At 55.5% G+C, this 16888-nt stretch carries 18 protein-coding genes; 11 read left to right on the top strand and 7 right to left on the bottom strand.

From position 1 onward, the window contains the following. Positions 1-225: 225 nt before the first annotated feature. Together atpC and atpD are read right to left on the bottom strand one after the other, a co-directional pair. Positions 226-627, bottom strand: coding sequence for an ATP synthase F1 subunit epsilon (gene atpC / locus H6G52_RS02075; protein ID WP_099532987.1), 402 nt, complete (start codon positions 625-627; stop codon positions 226-228). A 107-nt stretch (positions 628-734) separates the two neighbouring features. Continuing rightward, the gene (atpD, locus tag H6G52_RS02080; protein ID WP_099532986.1) at positions 735-2186 is read right to left on the bottom strand and encodes a F0F1 ATP synthase subunit beta; all 1452 of its coding nucleotides are present in this window, start codon (positions 2184-2186) and stop codon (positions 735-737) included. Between the two features lie 255 nt (positions 2187-2441). Here atpD and H6G52_RS02085 point away from each other — a divergent pair, with 255 nt between their 5' ends. From H6G52_RS02085 to rpsJ, 8 genes are all read left to right on the top strand, one after another. After that, positions 2442-2765, top strand: coding sequence for a hypothetical protein (locus H6G52_RS02085; RefSeq protein ID WP_190526081.1), 324 nt, complete (start codon positions 2442-2444; stop codon positions 2763-2765). Positions 2766-2997: 232 nt separating this feature from the next. After that, entirely contained in the window at positions 2998-3420 is a 423-nt protein-coding gene (locus H6G52_RS02090) for a phosphomannose isomerase type II C-terminal cupin domain (RefSeq protein WP_099532984.1), read from the top strand. Positions 3421-3640: 220 nt separating this feature from the next. Further along, the gene (locus H6G52_RS02095; protein WP_190526083.1) at positions 3641-3982 is read left to right on the top strand and encodes an iron-sulfur cluster assembly accessory protein; all 342 of its coding nucleotides are present in this window, start codon (positions 3641-3643) and stop codon (positions 3980-3982) included. A gap of 232 nt (positions 3983-4214) precedes the next feature. After that, a complete protein-coding gene (rpsL, locus tag H6G52_RS02100) occupies positions 4215-4595 on the top strand; it encodes a 30S ribosomal protein S12 (protein WP_099532982.1) in 381 nt (126 codons plus the stop codon). Between the two features lie 279 nt (positions 4596-4874). Next, positions 4875-5345, top strand: a complete 471-nt coding sequence (gene rpsG, locus H6G52_RS02105; protein WP_190353862.1) for a 30S ribosomal protein S7 — start codon at positions 4875-4877, stop codon at positions 5343-5345. Positions 5346-5573: 228 nt separating this feature from the next. Further along, entirely contained in the window at positions 5574-7649 is a 2076-nt protein-coding gene (gene fusA, locus H6G52_RS02110) for an elongation factor G (RefSeq protein WP_099532980.1), read from the top strand. Between the two features lie 25 nt (positions 7650-7674). Then, the gene (gene tuf / locus H6G52_RS02115) at positions 7675-8904 is read left to right on the top strand and encodes an elongation factor Tu (protein WP_190526085.1); all 1230 of its coding nucleotides are present in this window, start codon (positions 7675-7677) and stop codon (positions 8902-8904) included. A 119-nt stretch (positions 8905-9023) separates the two neighbouring features. Beyond that, positions 9024-9341, top strand: coding sequence for a 30S ribosomal protein S10 (rpsJ, locus tag H6G52_RS02120; RefSeq protein WP_099532978.1), 318 nt, complete (start codon positions 9024-9026; stop codon positions 9339-9341). A gap of 242 nt (positions 9342-9583) precedes the next feature. Here rpsJ and purN read toward each other — a convergent pair whose 3' ends face one another. Further along, the gene (gene purN, locus H6G52_RS02125) at positions 9584-10276 is read right to left on the bottom strand and encodes a phosphoribosylglycinamide formyltransferase (RefSeq protein ID WP_242026116.1); all 693 of its coding nucleotides are present in this window, start codon (positions 10274-10276) and stop codon (positions 9584-9586) included. Positions 10277-10353: 77 nt separating this feature from the next. Here purN and recR point away from each other — a divergent pair, with 77 nt between their 5' ends. Then, the gene (recR, locus tag H6G52_RS02130) at positions 10354-10980 is read left to right on the top strand and encodes a recombination mediator RecR (RefSeq protein WP_099532976.1); all 627 of its coding nucleotides are present in this window, start codon (positions 10354-10356) and stop codon (positions 10978-10980) included. Between the two features lie 92 nt (positions 10981-11072). On the opposite strand, the gene H6G52_RS02135 is transcribed toward recR, so the two are convergent. Further along, on the bottom strand, positions 11073-12419 hold the full coding sequence (locus H6G52_RS02135) for a cell wall metabolism sensor histidine kinase WalK (RefSeq protein WP_242026117.1): 1347 nt from the start codon (positions 12417-12419) through the stop codon (positions 11073-11075). Between the two features lie 94 nt (positions 12420-12513). On the opposite strand from H6G52_RS02135, the gene H6G52_RS02140 reads away from it, so the two are divergent. Together H6G52_RS02140 and H6G52_RS02145 are read left to right on the top strand one after the other, a co-directional pair. After that, complete coding sequence (locus H6G52_RS02140; protein ID WP_190526088.1) at positions 12514-12915, top strand: hypothetical protein; 402 nt, start codon at positions 12514-12516, stop codon at positions 12913-12915. Positions 12916-13333: 418 nt separating this feature from the next. After that, on the top strand, positions 13334-14284 hold the full coding sequence (locus tag H6G52_RS02145; protein ID WP_190526089.1) for an SPFH domain-containing protein: 951 nt from the start codon (positions 13334-13336) through the stop codon (positions 14282-14284). 36 nt (positions 14285-14320) lie between these two features. Here the strand turns inward: H6G52_RS02145 and H6G52_RS02150 are convergent, their stop codons facing one another. The 3 genes from H6G52_RS02150 to H6G52_RS02160 form a co-directional block, all read right to left on the bottom strand. Then, positions 14321-15280: an RluA family pseudouridine synthase gene (locus H6G52_RS02150; protein ID WP_190526090.1), complete on the bottom strand. Its 960-nt coding sequence runs from the start codon at positions 15278-15280 to the stop codon at positions 14321-14323. A 32-nt stretch (positions 15281-15312) separates the two neighbouring features. Further along, positions 15313-15741 carry a GFA family protein gene (locus H6G52_RS18960; RefSeq protein ID WP_099532972.1) on the bottom strand — a complete coding sequence of 143 codons (429 nt, stop codon included), beginning with the start codon at positions 15739-15741 and terminating at the stop codon, positions 15313-15315. Positions 15742-15803: 62 nt separating this feature from the next. Further along, positions 15804-16778: a GRP family sugar transporter gene (locus H6G52_RS02160; protein ID WP_190526091.1), complete on the bottom strand. Its 975-nt coding sequence runs from the start codon at positions 16776-16778 to the stop codon at positions 15804-15806. Positions 16779-16888 lie beyond the last annotated feature (110 nt).

Raw genomic sequence — 16888 nt, forward strand, 5'->3', positions numbered from 1 at the left:
AACCCTGACGCGAAGACCGACGGATCCCCGCGACCGGTGAGCAAAGTTGCCTCTTCTCATTAAAAGCGAGATGGATAGAAGCGAGATCGGAACAGGATAAAGAAAAGCGGGATAGGTTTAGCCCTACCCCGCCTTGGATGAGTCAATCCAATCGTTGATCTGAATAATCAAGATCATCAACAAATAGATATTGAGATCGAGAAAATATGAAAATTGGTTGGCGGTCTAAACCGTGCCACCAGCCGCCTGCACCCGAGCACGGGCGCGTTTGAGGGCTTGGGTTGCCTTAATTTTCTCTTGAGGACTGTTAGCGGCAGCTACCCGAGCTTCTGCGTCGGTATATTCTGCTTGGGCGGCGGAACGGTCGATCGAGTCACCCCGTTCGGCTCCATTCACCAGCACCGTCACTTCGTTATCTTCGATTTCAGCAAAGCCACCCATCAGGGCGATCGGCAACCAATCCTTACTGACCCGAACACGCATCACTCCCGTGCCCAACGCCGTCAGCAGCGGCGCGTGGCCGGGTAGGATGCCTAACTGTCCTGTGGTACTCGGCAGGATCACTTCCTCTGCCTGGTTATCCCAAACGGTCTTGTCTGGGGAAATAACACGAACTGTTAAGCTCATAACCTCTTGGCTCGATCGAGCGGAATTGCAACACCGTGAACAAACAACACCAGCGGCAGCGGAGACCGGTTAGCCCAGCCCCCGCATTCCGCAACGCGATTTAAAAACTAGCTATTCAGCAGCTTTTCGCCCTTGGCGATCGCTTCATCGATGTCGCCAACCATATAGAAGGCTTGCTCAGGATACTTATCCAGCTCACCCGACAGGATCAGCTTGAAGCCCTTGATCGTGTCTTCCAGGGTCACGTACTTACCAGGCGAGCCGGTGAACACTTCCGCCACGAAGAACGGCTGCGACAGGAAACGCTCCAGCTTCCGGGCGCGGGCCACCGTCAAGCGGTCTTCTTCAGACAATTCATCCAGACCCAAAATGGCGATGATGTCTTGCAGTTCCTTGTAGCGTTGCAGGGTGGCTTGCACTGCCCGAGCCGTGTCGTAGTGATCGCGACCCACGATCGCCGGTTGCAGCATCGTCGAGGTCGAACCCAACGGATCCACAGCCGGGTAGATTCCCTTAGCGGCCAAGCCCCGGGACAATACCGTGGTACCGTCCAAGTGAGCAAAGGTGGTTGCCGGAGCGGGGTCGGTCAAGTCATCTGCGGGCACGTAGACGGCTTGAATCGAGGTGATCGAACCTTCGGTGGTCGAGGTAATCCGCTCTTGCAGGTCACCCACATCCGTGCCCAGGGTGGGCTGGTAACCCACGGCGGAGGGCATCCGACCCAGCAGCGCCGATACTTCCGAACCGGCTTGCACAAAGCGGAAGATGTTGTCCACAAACAACAGCACGTCTTGCTTGTTGGTGTCGCGGAAGTATTCAGCCATGGTCAGACCCGACAGGCCAACACGCATCCGTGCTCCCGGCGGCTCGTTCATTTGGCCGTAAACCAGCGCAATCTTGGACTCCTTCAGGTTCTCCTCGTTAATTACGCCCGACTCCTTCATTTCGTTGTAGAGGTCGTTCCCTTCGCGGGTTCGTTCGCCCACACCGGCAAACACCGACACCCCACCGTGCTGGGTGGCAATGTTGTTGATCAATTCCATCATGATCACGGTCTTGCCCACGCCAGCGCCGCCGAACAGACCGATTTTGCCGCCGCGACGGTAGGGGGTCAGCAGGTCAACGACCTTGATCCCGGTTTCGAACACGGAGGGCTTGGTTTCCAGTTCGGTCAGCTTGGGGGCTGCCCGGTGGATGGGAGAAAATTCAGTGGCTTCGACGGGCCCTTGGTTATCAACGGGTTCGCCCAAAACGTTGAAAATGCGGCCGAGCGTGGCTTTACCCACGGGAACGCTGATCGGTGCACCGGTGTCTTGGACTTCCATGCCGCGCACGAGACCATCGGTGCTGCTCATTGCCACAGCACGGACTTGTTGGTCGCCGAGCAACTGTTGCACTTCGCAGGTCACAGAAACTTCTTGACCGGCGCGGTTCGTTCCCTGGACTTTGAGGGCGTTGTAAATGCGGGGCAATTTACCGCCGGGGAACTTCACGTCGATCACGGGGCCGATGACTTGCGTGATGTAGCCGACGTTGGTTTTTTCAGTGGTGGTGACCATGCTCGAGCCTGTGAGTTTATCGCTTCAATGATCTGGGTTGGCTTGCTCGCAAATCCAGTGATCGCGCTGTCGTGGTGGGAGGCACCGGGCGATCGCTGATTGGGGTGCGAGCGGTTTTTCAAACTCGGTGTTAACGGGGCGAACCGCACTGAAGGTACGCCAGCGCGCCTTCATCGGTATTTTTGCCAAGTATCAGATTATCACCGATGCGCCACAGGTCACTGTGAATCCCTGGGGGGCGATCGAATCCCAAGGTTGGGGATCGAGGAACTGGGAAATTATCGGGCGATCGGGACGCTCTGGTTTTGCGAATTGGCGACTCCTGGGGGGCGCAACAGGGCGATGCTGCTGGGGGATGAATCTGGGGCGATCGGGCGGGTGCTGACGGGTTTGGAGGGGGTCAGTGCTGAGCAGGGAAACTGTTTTCGCCTCAAAATTCCTCGCCTATACTCGAAACAGAGGAATGATCAGGGGGTTCAGCGGCAAAGGGAGCTGAACTGCATCAACCGAAATGTGGGATGTGGATCGATCGGCTGGGAGGTTCCTGAAAGCTCCCACGGGCAATCAACGGGCGATTAACCTGGCGATCGACTCAATGACCAGTGATTGGCTTCGATTGGCTCTGTGATCAACGCCCAGCGATCAGCACTAAATCAACATCATCCAGATCAACACCATTTGAGCTTGGGTACTTTACCTAGTAAGGGCCGACTCCCCGAATGGCTCACGAGCTAAAGATTTGCAAACGCGCAAGGACAGTCGGTCAGAAATGACCCATAACTGAACACCCACACTCAACGAGGACAGTACGGTGGCTGCAACAAAAACTCAAACTCCCGAGACCGAGAACGGTGTTGCTCCGAAAAACGGACTCAGCACGAACCAAACCGAAGCACGGCCCTGGGGATCTTTTACGGTGTTGGAAGAGGGACGCGGCTACAAAATCAAGCGCATTGAGGTGGGGCCCGGTCATCGCTTGAGCCTACAGATGCATCACCATCGCAGCGAGCATTGGATCGTTGTCTCAGGCACGGCGCGTGTGGTTTGTGGCGATAACGAAATCATGCTCACGCCCAATCAATCCACCTACGTTCCCCAATGCACTGCCCACCGGCTGGAGAACCCCGGCACTATTCCCCTGGTGTTGATTGAAGTGCAGAATGGGGAATATTTGGGCGAAGACGATATCGTTCGTTTTCAGGATGACTACGCCCGCACCCCTGCTGCTAAGTAGGGTAATTGCTTCGATTTAATTTTGATTGGTCTTGCCTGATTGGTCTTGATTTGGCTTGCCCTGATTTTGAATTGAGTCTGTTTGCCTGGGTTTGCCTGAAATCGTGAATGTTGTTGCGATGACACGGGTTTCAGGGGTGGCTCTTGGCGTTTGGCGAGCCAAATCACACTTCGTTGACCGCATTTTTTAAACCATTTCTCAAAAATTCTGTTGATTATCCATGTTGGTTCTGTCTGCTGCGGCCCAAGCTGAAGTTCAACGTCTTGCTCAACAATGGGGACTGGAGCAAGGCTGGTTTCGGCTGGAGGTGCGATCGGGAGGATGTCGCTCCTTAACCTATGTCTTGCAGTTCCACCCACCGAGCCAGGCGATCAGCCCTGATGAACAGGCTCTGGAAGGAGATGGTTGGCGGGCGATCGTGCGCGATCATGATTTGCCCTACCTGCGGGGCTTGACGATCGACTATTCCGAAGACCTGGTGGGTGGTAATTTCCGGTTTCAAAATCCCAATGCTCGCAACAATTGCAGTTGTGGGCACTCCTTTGACCATGGCGAATTGTAGCCGATCAATGCGTTTGGTTAAGGGTTGAGGGCGATCGTCTCGAAACCATGACCACCGCACCGGCCGGGGGACAGCAAACCCTGGCGAAACGCCTGCCTAGGGAAGCCATTCCCAGAAAGCTGTCAACCTAGCTACGCTTCATTGACAAAGGTAACAGCCCATCCGTATAGTTATAGACCGTGACATTTTATGACCCCATCGAATATCTAGAATCTGCCGGTGCAGTAAGCCCATGCCCACGATTCAGCAACTCATCCGATCTGAGCGCGCCAAAGCTAAGAGCAAAACCAAATCGCCAGCGCTCAAAAGCTGTCCTCAGCGCCGCGGCGTTTGCACGCGCGTGTACACCACCACACCCAAAAAGCCCAACTCTGCCCTGCGTAAGGTGGCACGTGTTCGCCTAACCTCCGGCTTTGAAGTGACAGCCTACATTCCGGGCATTGGGCACAATCTGCAAGAACACTCAGTGGTCATGATTCGCGGTGGTCGGGTAAAAGACCTGCCCGGCGTGCGCTACCACATCATTCGCGGAACCCTTGACACTGCCGGCGTTAAAGATCGTAAGCAAGGGCGATCCAAGTACGGTGCGAAGCGCCCGAAGCCCCAAAAATAATGGTGGTTCCGTAGTCCCGGGCCGGCACTGTTAACCGCAACTTCAACATGGTCAGTTCAACCACTGAAATTGCTCATAACGAAGTTGCCGGTGACTGCTCGGGTGCTTGGTACGCAAAGGAATTAGAAAATCGCGGTTAGCCATTTCAGGCTCCCAGCAAGCACCCATGCAGCCCCCTGACTGAGTGCTGACTGGGTGGCAGATATTCATGGACTTTGCGACACCAAAGTTTTAGTTTGCTTGTTCACGCTCTGATTGTGACCTAACGGCTACTGTTATATGTCTCGTCGCACAACTGTCAACAAACGCCCTGTTCCCCCTGACCCTGTTTACAACAGCCGCCTGGTCAGCATGACCGTTCGCCGGATCATGAAATCCGGTAAGAAGTCGGTTGCTTCCCGGATTGTTTACGATGCCTTCAAGTTGATCCAAGAGCGCACTGGCTCGGAACCGCTTGATATTTTCGAGCGGGCCGTGAAGAATGCAACGCCCCTGGTGGAAGTGAAAGCCCGCCGGGTAGGTGGTGCTACTTACCAAGTGCCCATGGAAGTGCGGAGCGATCGGGGCATTGCCCTGGCCCTGCGCTGGTTGATCCAATTTGCTCGCCAACGCGGCGGCCGCAGCATGGTGAGCCGCTTTGCGAATGAAGTGATGGATGCGGCCAACGAAACGGGTAGCGCAATCCGGAAGCGCGAAGAAACGCACCGGATGGCGGAAGCGAACAAGGCCTTTGCTCACTATCGCTACTAGGTTTCGAGAGTTTCGAGCGTTTGTCACGATGATTCATCGGCTGACAAATGGCTCAGTGCTTCAGTCCTCATGAGTTGGAAACTGAGACAAGCGCTTTGGTGGCAGTGGGGTTCGATCGCACTCTAAATAGCGATCAGCCCAATCTGTTCCCCCAGCGTTCTGTCTTTGTTTCGATTACTTAACAAGGATGTAACATGGTATCTGCGATAGGAGTCCCAGGAGGTTAAAGTGGCCAGATCGATTCCGCTCGAACGAGTGCGAAATATTGGAATTGCCGCCCACATTGATGCGGGCAAAACAACGACGACCGAGCGGATTCTGTATTACTCGGGCGTGGTTCACAAGATCGGTGAAGTTCACGAAGGAACTGCCGTCACGGACTGGATGGAGCAAGAGCGTGAGCGTGGGATCACGATCACCGCTGCGGCCATCAGTACGAGCTGGAACGATCACAAGATCAACATCATTGATACGCCTGGTCACGTGGACTTCACGATCGAGGTGGAGCGCTCTATGCGGGTGCTCGATGGTGTGATCGCGGTGTTCTGTTCTGTGGGTGGCGTGCAGCCCCAGTCGGAAACGGTGTGGCGGCAAGCTGACCGTTACAAAGTGCCCCGGATCGTGTTCGTGAACAAGATGGATCGGACGGGTGCGAACTTCTACAAGGTCTATGGTCAGGTGCGCGATCGCCTGAAGGCCAATGCAGTGCCGATTCAAATCCCGATCGGGGCTGAATCCGAGTTGCGCGGCATTGTTGACCTGGTGAAGATGCGTGCTTACCTCTACACCAACGATCTGGGCACCGACATCCAAGAAACCGATATTCCTGAAGATCTGGTTGACCTGGCTGATGAATATCGCCTGAAGCTGGTGGAAGCGGTTGCAGAAACCGACGATGTCTTGACCGAAAAGTATCTTGAAGGCGAAGAGCTGACCCAAGAGGAAATCAAGGGTGCGCTGCGCAAGGGCACAATCGACGGCACGATCGTCCCCATGCTCTGCGGTTCTGCCTTCAAGAACAAAGGGGTTCAACTGCTGCTCGATGCCGTGGTGGACTACCTGCCCGCCCCGATCGACGTGCCCCCGATTAAGGGTCTGCTGCCCGATGGTTCAGAAGTGACCCGTCCGGCCGACGACAACGCGCCCCCGGCAGCCCTGGCCTTCAAGATCATGGCTGACCCCTACGGTCGCTTGACCTTCATCCGGGTCTACTCCGGCGTGATCACCAAGGGTAGCTATGTCTACAACGCCACCAAGGGTAAGAAAGAGCGGATTTCGCGCTTGATCGTGCTCAAAGCTGACGAACGAATCGAAGTAGACGAAATGCGTGCTGGCGACCTCGGCGCAGCCCTGGGTCTGAAGGACACCATCACCGGCGACACGATTTGTAGCGAAAGCGATCCGGTCATTCTGGAATCCCTGTTCATTCCTGAGCCGGTGATCTCGGTGGCCGTTGAGCCGAAGACCAAGCAGGACATGGAAAAACTGTCCAAGGCCCTGCAATCCCTCTCGGAAGAGGATCCGACCTTCCGCGTCAGCATTGACTCGGAAACCAATCAAACCGTGATCGCTGGGATGGGTGAGCTGCACCTCGAAATCCTAGTAGACCGGATGATGCGGGAATTCCGTGTGGAAGCCAACGTGGGTGCGCCTCAGGTGGCGTATCGCGAAACCATCGGCAAGGCTGCCAAAGCAGAAGGCAAGTTTGTCCGCCAGAGCGGTGGTAAGGGTCAATACGGCCACGTGGTGGTTGAAATTGAGCCGGGCGAACCGGGGACGGGCTTTGAGTTCGTCTCGAAGATCGTCGGTGGTGTGGTGCCGAAGGAATACATCGGCCCTGCGGAACAGGGGATGCGCGAAGCTTGCGAATCCGGTATCCTAGCAGGCTACCCACTGATCGATGTGAAGGTCACCATGGTCGATGGGTCTTACCACGATGTGGACTCGTCGGAAATGGCATTCAAAATTGCTGGCTCCATGGCTGTCCGCGAGGCGGTCATGAAAGCAGCACCCGTCCTCCTCGAACCTTTGATGAAGGTTGAGGTTGAAGCTCCTGAAGAGTTTCTCGGTGACGTGATGGGGAACCTCAACTCCCGTCGCGGTCAAATCGAAGGGATGGGTTCCGAGAGCGGAACGGCCAAGGTTGCTGCTAAAGTACCTCTGGCAGAAATGTTTGGTTATGCCACCGACATTCGCTCGATGACGCAAGGCCGCGGTATCTTCTCGATGGAGTTCAGCCAATACAGCGAAGTTCCTCGCAACGTCGCTGAGGCGATCATCGCGAAGAGTAAGGGGAACGCATAGCAAGGAAAAGGAACGCACAAGACTCATGGCACGCGAAAAGTTTGAACGGACTAAACCTCACGTCAACATCGGGACGATCGGTCACGTTGACCACGGCAAAACGACCCTGACCGCTGCAATCACCATGTCGCTGGCGGCTCAAGGGAAGGCCAAGGCTCGTAACTACGCCGACATCGACTCCGCACCGGAAGAAAAAGCCCGTGGGATCACGATCAACACGGCTCACGTGGAATACGAGACCGAAGATCGTCACTACGCCCACGTGGACTGCCCTGGTCACGCGGACTACGTGAAGAACATGATCACCGGTGCTGCTCAAATGGACGGCGGCATCCTGGTGGTGTCGGCGGCTGACGGCCCCATGCCCCAAACCCGTGAGCACATCCTGCTGGCTCGCCAGGTGGGCGTGCCCAACCTGGTGGTTTTCCTGAACAAGGAAGACTTGGTGGATGACGCTGAACTGCTGGAGCTGGTTGAGCTGGAAGTCCGTGAACTGCTGAGCAGCTATGACTTCCCCGGCGACGACATCCCGATCGTGATTGGTTCGGCTGTGAAGGCTGTGGAAGCCCTGACCGCTAACCCCAAGACCGCTCGCGGCGAAAACGAGTGGGTTGACAAGATCCTGAAGCTGATGGACGAAGTGGATGCCTATGTGCCCACTCCTGAGCGCGATGTGGATCGTGACTTCCTGATGGCGGTGGAAGACGTGTTCTCGATTACGGGTCGTGGTACGGTTGCCACCGGCCGGATCGAGCGCGGTATCGTCAAGGTGGGCGACACGGTGGAAATCGTGGGTCTGAAGGACACCCGCAGCACCACCGTGACCGGCGTGGAAATGTTCAAGAAGTCCCTGGATCAAGGGATGGCTGGGGACAACGCTGGTTTGCTGTTGCGCGGTATCCAAAAGGAAGATATCGAGCGCGGCATGGTGCTGGCGAAGCCGAAGTCGATCAGCCCCCATACGCAATTCGAGGCTGAAGTGTACGTGTTGACCAAGGAAGAAGGCGGCCGCCACACCCCGTTCTTCGCTGGCTATCGTCCTCAGTTCTATGTGCGGACTACGGATGTGACCGGTCAAATCACGGCTTACACCGCTGACGACGGCTCGACCGTGGAAATGGTGATGCCCGGTGACCGGATCAAGATGACGGTTGAGTTGATCTGCCCGGTAGCAATCGAACAGGGGATGCGCTTCGCTATTCGCGAAGGCGGCCGGACGATTGGTGCTGGCGTGGTTGCCAAGATCGTTAAGTAGTTGTTGGTTCATCTGAGCTAGACACTGTAGGAACGCTGAATTCAGCGTTCCTACGGCTGTCTTCAGTCAAACCCTGAACCTTGAAAATTTGAGTCTTTACACCCCCTGAGTCTTTGAGTATGGCGACGATTCAGCAACAGAAAATCCGGATCCGCTTGCAAGCTTTCGATCGGAAGCTGTTGGATGCTTCCTGCGAAAAGATTGTGGATACGGCGAACCGCACGAGCGCAACGGCGGTGGGCCCGATTCCGCTGCCGACGAAGCGCAAGATCTATTGCGTGCTGCGTTCTCCCCACGTGGATAAGGATTCGCGTGAGCATTTTGAAACGCGCACTCACCGCCGTGTGGTTGATATTTATCAACCGTCGTCGAAAACGATCGATGCTTTGATGAAGCTCGATTTGCCGGCTGGTGTGGATATTGAAGTGAAGCTCTAGAGATTTTCAGTAGGGCGATTGATCGCCAATTATCCCTAGCAATTTCAATCAGCAATTACCAGCAATTGCTAGTAATTAAAAAAGTTGCCAGTGTTGCCAGTAATTAAATGCTGCGTTGGTTGAATTGCCCAGTGGGGAATTGAGTTTGTTACTCAAGCTAATGCTTCAGCGCCCGAGAGTTCATGTAACTCTTGGGCGTTTTGGATTGATTTTGGATTGACTTTGGATTGAGCTTGAAGCGACTAGGGCTGAGTGGCTTGATTGGCTTGAGCGACGGCCAGGGCGATCGCCTGGGGAAAAATCAAATGCTCTTGGGTTTGGATTCTGGCGTGGAGCGTTTCGGCGCTGTCGGTGGGGTAAACAGGAACAGCAGCCTGCATCAGGATGGGGCCGCTGTCCACCTCTAGCTCCACGAAATGCACCGTGCAGCCAGTGATTCTGACTTGGGCGGCGAGGGCCTGTTCAACGGCTCGAATGCCGGGAAAGCTGGGCAACAGGCTGGGGTGAATGTTGATGGCCCGCTGGGGAAAGGCGTTGACGAGGGTTTCGGTGGCCCGCCGCATCCAACCGGCCATGGCAACCCATTCCACTCCAGCGGACTGGAGCGCTTGGACAACGGCAGCGTCAAACTGGTTGCGATCGGGGTATTGGCGATGGTCGAGGAGAACGGCGGTCACGCCCCAGCGGGCTGCCCGGGCGGCGACTTTGGCCCCGGGATTGTTGTAAACCAGCACTTTCACCTCTGCCCGTAAGCGGCCATCGGCGATCGCCTCCATGATGGTTTCAAAATTGCTGCCACTTCCTGAGGCCAATACACCCAGGGCGATCGGGGGCAGGTTTTGATAGAGCGCTAATAGGTCACCGGACAGTTGAGGGGAGACCAAGTTAGGCTCGGAAGCGCGATCGATCGGAGCCTCGGTCATAGTTCCAGCCATTGCGAAAAATCAGCACGATTGTAGGCTCCGCTTGCCCGAAAGGGAAGTGCTAGAATACGCGACTGCGAAACAAACTGGTGCTTTACGCGGCGCAGCGCAGGAGGTGTGCTGTTTATACTCGTCCTTTGGCTCGATTAATTGAGCAATTGCAACGGCTACCGGGCATTGGCCCCAAATCTGCCCAGCGGTTGGCGCTGTATCTGTTGAATCGCCCGGAAGCGGAAATTCAAACCCTGGCCCAAACGCTGCTGGATGCCAAGCAACAGGTGGGCCATTGCCAAGTTTGCTATCACCTCTCGGCGGAGCCGGTTTGCGAGGTTTGCAGCAACCCGAACCGCGATCAACAGACGATCTGCGTGGTGGCGGATTCGCGGGATCTGATTGCGATCGAGCGCACTCGTGAATATCGTGGGCGCTACCACGTTTTAGGCGGGGTCATTTCCCCCATGGATGGCATTGGCCCCGAAAGCCTGACGATTCAGCCCCTGGTGCAGCGGGTGCATCGCGAAAAGACCCATGAGGTAATTTTGGCGATCGGGCCCAGCATTGAAGGGGAAACTACCACCCTGTATCTATCCCAACTGCTCAAGCCCTTTACCAAGGTGACCAGAATCGCGTTTGGGTTGCCCGTGGGGGGGGAGTTGGAATATGCCGATGAGGTGACCTTGGCCAAGGCTTTGGAAGGGCGGCGCGAGGTGGAATAGTTTCTGATCATTACTGGTAATTACTGGGGTGATTACCTGGGCGATCGCTCGGGCTGGGGAGAGGGAGTCAGGTTTGCTGGATGTTTCTACTGCTAATTTGTTTCGATGCTTTTCTGAAGTTTCTCGCTCCCGATCGCGATCGGGAGGCTGAATTGAAACGTGCTGCCCTTGCCTAGCTCGCTGGTCACCTCCATTTCACCCCCCTGAAGCTCCACCAACCGCCGAGAAATGGATAGACCAATTCCCGCGCCAGTGGATTGGCGACCCTCATGGCGGCAACGACTGCGATCGGCCCGCCAAAATCGCTCAAACACATGGGGCAAATCTTCCTCAGAAATGCCTTCCCCCGTATCCGTGACCCCGACCCAAAGGGCGCGTTCATCCTTGGGGTTGGCCCAAAGGCGAATTGAGCCACAGGTGGTGTGGCGTAAAGCATTGCCCATCAGATTCAGCAACACCTGTTCCACCCGATCGGGGTCGGCAGCCACGAGCGGCAGCACAGCCGGACAATCCAAAATTAACTTTGGTTCATCATCAAATACCTGATCGGCAATGCGGTTAATGATCGATTCCAAAAGGGGCCGCAGATCGATCGACTGCACATGAATTGGCAAATAGCCTGTTTCTGCCCGTGATAGTTCTTGAGTGTCGCTCACCAGTCGCTCCAGCCGTTTGGTTTCGCGAATCAAGCGATCGAACAAATCCGGCGTGGGATCAATGCGCCCTTCACTCAGTTCTTCGAGATAGCCCCTTACCACCGTCAGCGGTGTGCGCAGTTCATGGGTCAGGTCGCTGATCAAATCCCGGCGGCGCTGCTCCGTGCCCTCTAAGCTCGTGGCCAAGCGGTTGAAACTACTGCCCAACTGATTCAGCTCTGGAATATCACTGGCTTGGATGCGGGCATCCAGTTCCCCCGAGGCAAACCGCACAGTCACCTCTTCCATGTGCTTCAGGGGCCGCGCAATCCGCAAAGCCGCCCAATAGCTAAAGGCTCCTGCCGCCGTGGCCCCAACCAGCGCTGACCAAAGGGTACTTTGCTGCAACACAAACCCAAAACTGTTCACCAGTTGCGTGCGGGCATAGCGCAACCGAAACCCCCGCACCTCCAGCTCATCCAGCTTCCAAACAAAGGTTTTGGGGGACGAAAACCAACCCACCAGAGCAAAGCTACCGATGCTGAGGAAAACCACCAGCAGGTGGGATAGCAACAGGCGCGATCGCAGGTGGGGGCGAAGTTTGGTCAGGTCGGTGAGCAGGGAGTTCAAGGGCGATCGGGGGGGGGAGGGTGGATTGATGTGGCTACCGGCCCGGGAACAGGGGCAGCTCATTTCATTGTGCCAAGGTCGATCGGCTTCGTGGCCCCGATGACGTAAATCCCAAGGTCGATCAAGAGGTCGATCAAGAGGCCGATCGATCAAACGCTGGGCAATCGTGGGCATCGCTGGCTACGATCGAGCAATCATCCAACTTTTCACCACATTATCGAAACCGGCGATTCAACATGCCATTGCACAGGCGATGGGCAAGGTGACCATGAAACGACGCAGGCGGCGCTGGCCGCTTCAAACCTGGCAACGTTGGTTACTCACTGCCCTGGCAGAAATCTTGCTGGGCTTGTTGCTCTTTGCGATCGCGCCGTTCTTTCTCAATTCCCATTGGCCCCTCTTGGGGTTTGCGATTGTGTTGGGTGTGCCGATCGCCTGGGTTGGATCGCTGGGTTATGGCCTGTGGCGGTGGCTGGATGCTCGACGGGCCCGAACCCTGTTGGCGCAATACGATCCGGTCTATCGGCGGCTGCGAACGGTGCAATTACTGGCGATTTCTTCACGATCGGTGGAGGAGGCGATCGAAACATTGCAATTGCTCAATCAGGATGAAACCTATCGTGTCTTGAACCGATCGCCCTTGGATTTGTTGCAGCCTTTTCCTGATTAGGAAACTGATCATCAACGACTGATTTCCCATGTTGCCGATCAGTCCCAAGCCGTTAAACCTACTCACCGATCGCCCTAAGATATGACTCAGCACGAATTTTGTTTAAAGTTAATTTCTTAATTAATCGCTTGATCAATCTTTAATTGATTTCTGATAAATATTTTAATTAATTGTCTGCTAAATCTATAACTAATTCTTACTCGGTATTTTGATCATTTGTTTAACTTGTCACCTAGAGGATATTTCAAAGGCTAAAACTGAAATATGGCTTGCCTGATCGATCAACGATTGCCCAATCAATCAATGAAGACCAGAGGCCCAAGCCCCTAGTCATGGAGGCTGATACCTGGCAAGTGCTTCAAGACACTTTTCAGCCATTCTTTTAACTGATTTTTAATTGAGAGTAAGAGCGTCAGCCATGAAAAAATTCCCAAAACGAGTCATCATCCAAACTTCGCTGCTTGCCCTGCTTACCTCAGCCCTTAACGCCTGTGGCATCATTCCTGGAACCAGCATCACCACCGTTGAGCCAGGATATGCCGGCCTCAAAATTCAACTCTATGGTGGCAGCAAGGGAATTGATAAAGCTGAATTGGTTTCGGGGCGCGTTTGGTTTAATGGCTACACAGAAGAAATTGTTGTTTTTCCAACCTTTGTCAATACCTATCCTTTCACCAAAGAAGCAACGGAAGGCTCACCCGTTGATGAGTCGATCGTGTTTTCTGTGGCCGGTAGTCCCGTTTCGGCTGATGTGGGTCTATCGTTTGGTTTTTCTACGGAAGTAATTCCCAACACCACCAAAACCAGACTGCATGAGTTTTATGAAACCTATCGCAAAACCCCCGATCAATTTCGGGCGAATGAGCTGAGAAATGGATTGAGAAATTGTTTTTCGGAAGCGGCAGAAACCTTAGCCCTGACTCCTGTGCAAGTGCCCACCAGCCAGCAGCGATTGGTGGCAACGGTGCGGGCCTGTGTGCAACGACGCTTTCAGTTCATCACCGTTCAAGATGTGTCCCTTTTGGGGCCGTTGCGGCTGCCCCCAGACATTCAAAAAAGCATTAACGAACAGTTTGCGGCCCAACAGGCGGCCCAAACGGCTGAGGCCAATCGCCGCAAAGTGGAAGCAGAGGCGGCCTCCAATGTGGCGAGGGCCAAGGGAGAGGCGTTGGTGACGATCGAGCAGGCCCGGGCGGAGGCGGAGTCCAATCGCCTACGGGCGGGTTCCATCACCCCGCAATTATTGGAGTTGGAGCGGTTGCGGGTGGAACGAACTCGCATTGAAAAGTGGAACGGTCAGCAAGCCCCAACCATCCAAACGCCCAATGTTCAAATCGGCGGTTCGGCGGCGGGTTCCAAGGCTCCTTAGATCTGATGTTCAAGATCTGGCGCTCAAGATCTGGCGCTAACTATGGGCAGGTTGGCCAAATGGCGACGGCGCAGGACAGCAAACCTCGATCGGGGCTTGGGTTTGGGGATGGCGGAAGGCGAGGGTTTGGGCATGGAGCCAATAGCCACAGTCGCCGGGCAGGGCGATCGCCTCGGGATCCCTTGGGGCCTCCGGCGCGATCGGGGTCAGTTGCGGTTGCCCACCGGCCCCATAGAGTGGGTCGCCCACGAGGGGAAATCCGGCGGCGGCTAAATGAATCCGAATTTGGTGAGGACGGCCCGTGAGAATGGTGACTTCAACCAACATTTGGTCACGATCCCGCCGCAACACTTGGCAATCGCTGCGGGCAAAGGCTCCATCCGGGGTGACCCCGTAAAGATGCCCCAATTGGGGGTGGGGAATTTTGCCGATCGGCTGCTCAATCCGAAACCGATCCATGGGAGCGTTGCCCACTGCCAAAGCCCAGTAGACCTTATGCATTTGTCGATCGCGCATTTGTTGGGTCAGGTGCGATCGGGCCTGGGGCGATCGGGCCAACAACACCAAACCGGAAGTGCCGCGCCCCAGCCGGTGAATGGGCACAGGGCTGGATTGTGGATAGCGTTTTTGTAATTGCCGCAACAGGGTATGTTCCAAGAAACCCCCCGCCGGCATCACGGGCAAGCCAGCGGGTTTCGCCACCACCAACAGATCCGCATCTTCATAGAGCACTGCAAAATCCAGGGGCACGGTTGGTTCCACCCAAGGAGGGCGATGATAGGTTAACCGTTGTCCCGATCGCAGAATTTGCTGAGGACTGGCCGGGCCATCTTCAACCAAAATTTGACCCGCCAAAATTCGATCGCGCCAAGTCTGTTCCGTGGAGTGCCGATAGTGTTGGCTGTAGTAGGCCAAAAGGGTGAGGCCCGCCGCTGCGCGATCGACCCGATCTTGATAGACCCAACCCTGATTGAGCTTGCCGGTTTCTCCCGCCATTCAGATATACAAACTCGGATATTCTCGGATATTCAAAGACGGTCGTTACTTTGGGGTGGCGACTGCGGAAAATGTGGCAGCTCCTCATTCAGGCAAACCCACGAAGCTGCGCTCGATGTCCAGATGTCCAACGCTGGATAAAAGTTACTTTGATCGTCAAGCGTCGTGAAGCGTATGGATGTGAAATCGGGCCTTGCTTCGCCGGTTGCGAATAAAGGACTACCGCAATTTGGACAAAAGCTGCGAGTTGTTTGAGCACCACTAGAGGCGCGAACGGAGTACGTGCTTGGAGAACCCGTAACCCTAATGGACTTTGTGGAGACAACCACGCCAGATGCGAATGGCGCTCCGCTAGATTGCTGACAATCGCGACAATGGCAATTGAGCATCGCCATTGGTTGGCTAGAGCACTCGTAGCGTATGACACCGCACGCACAGCCACCTGAAAATGGAACGTTCATAAAAGCTTTTCCTCATTTATGTCTCATAGCGCTTTGAGGCTCAACCATGCATTAAACAACCCTCAAAGGCGCGATCCTCCAATCAGAATAATTCCACCAAAGGCGCAGAACGTCCCGATCGCCACTCGCAAAATTTGCTGGCGACCGGTCACCTCTCGAAATAACCACAGACCCCAAGCTGCATTCACCACGATCGCGAACTGAGTTAGGGGCATTCCCACCGCCATTCCGAGGCGATCGACCGCGAAAAAACTGCCCACATTCGCCACATTCCAAAGCATTCCCGAGCAAACCAACGCCAACAGGCTCGATCGGGGCAACTGCCGCAACACCCGACCGCCCCGTTGCCCAGCCAACAGACTCGCTGTTCCCAAAATCCCAAGGGACATAGACGGCACAAAGGCGATCGGGCTTTGGGCCGCAAAGGCAAAAGGGACTGATTGCGACCCAAACAGCAACCCCACCACGCCACAAAGCCACCAGCCCTGATGCTGGATTTTGGGTCGGCGGCTGGGCTGCTGGCTCGATCGGTTAACCGGTGAATTAGTCGATCGAGTGTCTGGGGGTTGCGTTCCGGCCGGGCGATCGGGCCAATTCATCAGGGCAATTCCCGCCACTAGCAGCGCCACTCCCCCAACGGCCACCGGCAACAACACCGGCTCCCGAAAAAACAACGCTCCCCAAAGAAACGAAACCCCAATCCCGATCGTGGCCCACAGGGCCAACCCCCGCGCCAATCCCAAGGCCCGCACCACAAAAATGGAGCCGTAATTGCCCAAGGCCCAAATCACCCCCGCCAGCAGGCCCCAACCATTGGGAATCCAAGCTCCAGAGGCGATCGCCAACGGAATGGCTAACAGCACAATCCCGATCGCCATGCTCAGTTGCGCCGCCAAGGGATCCACCGTCGGTAGCCGCTTCACGGGCACTAGATACGACCCCCAAAACAGCGCCGCCACCGTTGCCCCCAACCAGCCCACGCCAGGGTGCGCCATCCCCACCGGGGCGATCGAACTAGCCGCCAGCGTTGCCGCCATCCATCCTGTAACATCCAAAAGCCAAACTCTCCCGGTCAGCATTCCTAACCCGGAGATGATGGCACAGGCTAGGCCCAGGCCAAGCGCGGTTTTTCCAAAAAACAGCCTTT

This window comes from Limnothrix sp. FACHB-881 (genome assembly GCF_014698135.1).
Lineage (GTDB): Bacteria > Cyanobacteriota > Cyanobacteriia > CACIAM-69d > CACIAM-69d > CACIAM-69d.